Source organism: Limnohabitans sp. 2KL-51 (assembly GCF_003063645.1).
GTDB lineage: Bacteria > Pseudomonadota > Gammaproteobacteria > Burkholderiales > Burkholderiaceae_C > Limnohabitans_A.
The window spans coordinates 1-6,495 of record NZ_NESJ01000039.1; the positions used below are offsets into that span (position 1 = coordinate 1).

At 60.7% G+C, this 6,495-nt stretch carries 1 protein-coding gene; it reads left to right on the forward strand.

The genetic code is table 11. The annotated features are described in order from the left end of the window. Positions 1-12 precede the first annotated feature (12 nt). The gene (locus B9Z49_RS21895) at positions 13-6,297 is read left to right on the forward strand and encodes a hypothetical protein (protein ID WP_233254758.1); all 6,285 of its coding nucleotides are present in this window, start codon (positions 13-15) and stop codon (positions 6,295-6,297) included. The last annotated feature ends 198 nt before the right edge of the window (positions 6,298-6,495 follow it).

Consider the following 6,495-nt stretch of genomic DNA (forward strand, 5'->3'; position numbering starts at 1 on the left):
TCGGCCGACTTTGTGCTGGACAACCTGGTGTTTGCCGAAGCTGCGCCACCGAACACGCTTGGCACCGCCGGTCCCACCGCCAACCCCGACACGCTGAGCTACACCGCAGGCGCTCTGGACGCGCTGGGCAGCAACGACACCATCACTGTCAGCAATACCGGTCTGCAAGCCACACTGGCCGCAGGCGGCATGGTTGACGGCGGCGCGGGTGTGGACACGCTCAAGCTGGCCGCAGGCACCACGCTGAATCTGGACGCGCTGAACGGCAACCAGACCGTCAGGCCCATCCAGGAAGTGGAAATCTTCCAGATGCAGGGCACGTCGAGCCTGACCTTGTCGGCCAACAACGTCTTGTCTTTGGGCGGCTCTAATGCCACCACCATGGCGGGCTACACCTTCAGCAGCACCACCGGCGGCACGGCCTCGGCCAGCAGCACAGGCAAGGTGCAGATGGTCATCACCGGCACGGCCAGCGACACCCTGGTGCTGGACCCGTTGATGAAAGACGGCGTGACCACCAATGGTATGGAAGGCAACACGGCCTTGGCCGGTCAGTGGGACGACATGGGCACCACCGTCATTGGCGGCGTGACTTACAAGGTCTACAACCACAGCACCACGCAAGCGCAGGTGCTGACCACGATCAGCGCCACAGTGCGCAGCAACGACATCGCTTTCAGCAGCATGACCAAGGACAGCGGCGTCACGGCCGATGCCACCATCAACAGCAACTGGATCACCAACGACACCTCGGCCGGGCGTTTGATCTCGGGCACGGTGGCCACGCCACTGGCCAGTGGCGATGTGGTCAAGGTCTATGCCAACGGCAACCCGATTGGCAACGCCACGGTCAACGCTGCAGGCACGGCCTGGGAGATCACCGACACCGCAGGCTACAACGCCAGCTGGGTGTACAGCGCCAACATCGTCTCGGCCTCGGGCACCAGCAGCACGGCTTACCAGCCGGTCAATGCGGACCTGACAGAAGCAGCGCCGGTGATCACCGGCGTGTTCGACACCGCCAGCAGCACGACCACGATTGCCAACAACGGCACGACCACCAACAGCCTGAGCACGGTGAAGGGCACGGGTGTGGCGGGTGACACCATTTATCTGTACGACAACACCTACACCACGCTGGTGGGCACTGCTGTGGTCGACGGCACTGGCAACTGGTCAGTGACTTCACTGACAGGCACCGTTGCTGGCAGCAACACCTTTGCAGCCAAGCAAGTGGACGCACAGGGCAACCACAGCGTCATGTCCAATCAGTGGACGGTGGGCACAAACCAATTTGGCGACGGTAGTTTCGCCGCTGGTGCATTGCCTGCCGGGTTCACGACAGGTTTGACGTACGCGGGTGCAGGCGTCAGCCCCATTCAAATGCAGAACAACAACATGTTCAACGTCCTTCCCGTGGGAAGTCCGCTGCTGTCCCAATCCATGGGCGGCACAGGTAATGGCCCTGCGACGACCGTGACCACCGGACCGGCTACTGCGCCCGTTAGCTACGGCAACGGCCTCGGCACTTGGTCTAAGAAGTCCCTCGGCGGTAACGTAGCGACTGCAGTTGGCAACCCAGATGGAACGATGAACGGTAATGAGTTTGTCGGCCAAGTCAGTACCAACCCAGATGGCAGCTGGGCTGCACCTGCTGGCACTGCCCCTGTGTCACTTACGCTATTCAACATTCTGACTAAGACGATGAGTGTGGTTGCAGGTCAGACGTATCAGTTGAAGTTTGACTACATCACAGGTATGACGACCGAGAACATGAGTGTGACGATTGACGGTGTCAAAATCAGCTTCACAAGCGGTACGTATTTCGAGTCGGGCCACTTCACCGCCACTTACACGGCACCAACGACCAAGAACATCGACGTGATGTGGGGCGGTAGGAACCCCACAGGCAACGGTAACGGCGACTTCGTGCTGGACAACTTGTCCTTTATCCCGACTAATGCCGGATCGGCGACCGCCTTCATCGACGGCCCCACCGCCAACCCCGACGACCTGAGCTACACCGCAGGCGCTCTGGACGCGCTGGGCAGCAACGACACCATCACTGTCAGCAATACCGGTCTGCAAGCCACACTGGCCGCAGGCGGCATGGTTGACGGCGGCGCGGGTGTGGACACGCTCAAGCTGGCCGCAGGCACCACGCTGAATCTGGACGCGCTGAACGGCAACCAGACCGTCAGGCCTATCCAGGAAGTGGAAATCTTCCAGATGCAGGGCACGTCGAGCCTGACCTTGTCGGCCAACGATGTGCTCAGCTTGGGCGGCAGCAATGCCAGCACCATGGCGGGTTACACCTTCACCAGCACCACTGGCGGCACGGCTTCGGCCAGCAGCACGGGCAAGGTGCAGATGGTCATCACCGGCACCGCCTCTGATGCGCTGGTGCTAAGTCCCTTGAGCCAAGACGGCGTGACCACCAACGGCATTTTGGGCAACACCGGCCTGAGCGGTCAGTGGGACGACATGGGCACCACCGTCATTGGCGGCGTGACGTACAAGGTCTACAACCACAGCACCACCCAAGCGCAGGTGCTGACGACCATCACCCCGACGGTGCGCAGCAACGACATTGCTTTCAGCACCATGACCAAGGACAGTGGGCTGACTGGCTACACGGCCAATTGGGTGACTGCTGACGGCAGTGCCGGTCGATTGATCTCGGGCACGGTGGCCACGCCACTGGCCAGTGGCGATGTGGTCAAGGTCTATGCCAACGGCACCTTGATTGGCAACGCGACAGTCAACGCCGCAGGCACCGCTTGGGAGATCACCGACACCGCAGGCTACAACGCCAACTGGGTGTACAGCGCCAACATCGTGTCGGCCTCGGGCACCAGCACCACGGCTTCCCAGCCGGTGACGGCCGACTTTGTGGCCACTGCACCCACCATCACCAGCGTGCACGACTCGGCCAATGTGGCCGTGGGCGCCACGGGCACCAACACGGCCAACGCCAACCCGACGAGCAATGCGCTGTCCAAAGTCAGCGGCACGGCACCGGTGTCGGCAGTGGGTTCGGTGATTTATCTCTACGACAACAGCACCACCAACCTGGTGGGCAGCGCGGTGGTGGACAGCAGCGGCAACTGGACCGTCACGGGCTTGTCCGTCTCGACAGCCACCAACAGCTTTGCGGCGGTTTTGATGGAAGTCGATGGCAAGCAAAGCCCCTTGTCCAATTTGTGGACGGTCAATACTTCGGCGAGTGGCATCGTCAATGGGAACTTCTCCAACGACCTGGCTGGATTCACGTCGGATGTGGGTCTGGTCGATCAGACCAACCCTGCCGCCTACGAAAGAGCAAGCTACATCTTTGGTGCCAACCGATACAGCGTTGTCGATTTGTACAACGCACGAATGGGTGATACACCAACGAACGCGACCATTCCAGGCGGCTCCAACTGGTCTACGGGTACTTATCCCGCATCGGGAACCTTGACCCAATCAGCCACCCAAAACTGGGCCAGCGGTACATGGTCGCAAAAGACCTACATCGCACCTGATGCCAACTATGCCTTCACGACCGCTTGGGGCACATTCTTCAACCTGGCGCGTGACGGTGTCAGGCCTGGCACCGTATCGGGTGCGCCAGATGGTCGGATTTTGATGGGCAGTGCCGACGGCATTTTTGCCGCCGACACTGGCTTGCCTTCATCTGCGGCCAATCCAGGACGCCTGTGGGCCTCGCAAGTGAGCGTGGTCAAGGGGCAGACCTATGAGTTCAGCTTTGACTACTGGAACACCGTCTCCAAAGACCTGGTGTCTGCGGGCTTCATGGATGCCGTGATCGACGGTCAGGTGGCGATGACCACCACCAACCGATCGACAGGTTCGGTGACTGTGAAGTACGTAGCCACCAAGACCGGCTTGATTGACGTAAGCCTGAACACCTGGAGCAATCAAAACAGCGCTGATTACGCACTCGACAACATCGCCTTCAGGCAGGTGGCACCTGCCGACGGCAGCTTGCTGCCCGGCGGCACGCCGCCCGCCACGCCCAATCCCGATGCCTTGGACTACACCGGCGGTCCGTTGGATGCGTTAGACGGCAATGACGTGATGACTTTGACCACCACGGATGTGTCGGGTATGTTCACCGGGGGCGGCTACATCAACGGTGGCGCGGGTTTAGACACCCTCAAACTTGCCGCAGGCACCACACTCAACCTGGACGCGCTGACCCGCAACCAGACGGTGCAGCCCATTCAGCAGGTCGAGGTGTTCCAGCTGCAAGGCACATCCAACCTGACCTTGTCCGCCAACGACGTGCTGTCTTTGGGCGGGGCCAACGCCACCACCATGAGCGGCTACACCTTCACCACCACCAGCGGTGGCACCGGCAGTGCCAGCAGCACGGGCAAGGTGCAGTTCGTGGTCAATGGCACCAGCACCGACACCGTGACGCTGGCCACCCTGACCAGCGATGGGGTGACCACCAACGGCACATTGGGCAACACCGGCCTGGCCGGCACCTGGGCCGACATGGGCACCACCGCCATTGGTGGTGTGACTTACAAGGTCTACAACCACAGCACCACACAAGCGCAGGTGCTGGTGGCGGGTGCCACTGCGAGCACCCCGGCCAACACACAGTCCATCGCCATCACGCATGCCAATAACAGCAACGTGTCGGGCACCTACACCGAGGAGTTCGGCATCTCGGGCAGCACCACCGTCAACACCGTGACCAACACGGTGAACACTGCGGCCTGGACGATCACCGCCAGAGATTTGATGAGCGCTGAGGCCCTGGTGTCTGAGTTGAAGTTGACGACCGGTTCGGCTAGCCCAACATATCCTTCATATGTAGACACCGCCATCGGTACCGATGCCAAACTGGTGCTGGGCCCTGACACGGGCGCGGGCAACTCGAACGAGCCGCGGGTCAACACCTTCACTTCCAAGGCGGGTGAATTCACGGCCATCGCATTCAACTATCTGGAACTCAATTACGCGTACACACAAAACACCAACGGTGGTGCGCTCGTCAAGTTCTATGACGCTGATGGCGCGGTGATCCACACCACTCTGCTCACAGCCACCAGCTTGAGCACTTTAGGGGTGTTCAACTACAGCTTGCCTGCAGGCATGTCCGCCTCGTCCTTCAGCATCCAGACCAACACCAATGACCAGTGGTTCATGGACGGGCTGAAGATGACACCTGCGGCATCGACGGACTTGCCGCACACCAGCGCCACGCTGGACTCGAGCCCCTTGCTTTCTGGCACCTATGCCAGCCAGTTGAATGCGGGTGATGTGATCAAGGTCTATGACGGCAGCACTTTGGTGGGCACGGCCAGTGTCGACGCAGCCAGCAAGACATGGACACTGCAATTGCCAACGGGGCAATCGGCAGGCAGCCACACCTATGTGGCCAAGGTTGTGTCGAGCGCCAATGCGGATGTGGCCACGTCCAACAACTTCACCTTGAATGTGTTGAGTGGTGCTTTGCCGCCCGTGGTGATGGATTTGAACCAAGACGGCGTGCTGGACTACAGCCAGGTCCAAATGGATCTGAACGGGGATGGTGCGCTGGATACCACCGCCTGGGTGGGGTCGCAAGATGGTTTGCTCGTGCACGATGCGCACGGTGACGGCACGGTGCGCAGCACCAGCCAGTTCGCTTTTGCCCGCTTCGCAGGCGAGACCGACTTGCAAGGCCTGGCTGCGCAGTTCGACAGCAACCAAGACGGCATATTCAATGCTCAGGACGCACAGTTTGGCGAGTTCGCGGTTTGGCAAGACGCAGACCAGGATGGCATGGCCGATACAGGCGAGGTCAAGCACTTGATCGATCTGGGCATCACCGAGATCGCCTTGGTCAGCGACGGCGTGGTGCGCGCACCTGCCGATGGTGTGACCGAAGCGGGCCACAGCTCGGCGCAGTTGGCCGATGGTTCCAGCATGCTGGTGAGCGATGCAGCCTTTGCCTACACGCTGGGCATGGCTGAGGCGTCTGTCATCCCGGCCGATGCTTCTGTCATCCCGGCCTCCGAGCCGGGATCCACCAACCCCGTCATCGCTTTCAAACTGAACGTAGCCGACGTGTTGGCGATGCCTGCAGACGCAAACGGCCAGCATGTGGTCCAGGTCAAGGGTGACGGCAACGACACCCTGAACCTGAGCAACTTGCTCGGCGCAGAGGCCCCCGGAGAATGGATTGCCACAGGCACGGTGCAACAAGACGGCGTGACGTTCAACACCTACAACTACAGCGCTGACACCAGCCTGCAAGTGATGGTGGACCAACACCTGCAAAACGTGACCTTGTCGTAAAAATGTAGGCTCCCACCCCGTGGGCGATGGGCGTGGCACACGCCTTCAAAACCATCGCGCACAGGGGTGGGCTCCTACAAACAGTAGGTCATCCCGGGCCCTCTTAAATGTCACCCCGGCCTCCGAGCCGGGGTCCATTTCTCCTGTGGGCCACCGACGCCTTGGTCAGACAGTTACCGCACCGATGTTTCAAATTGG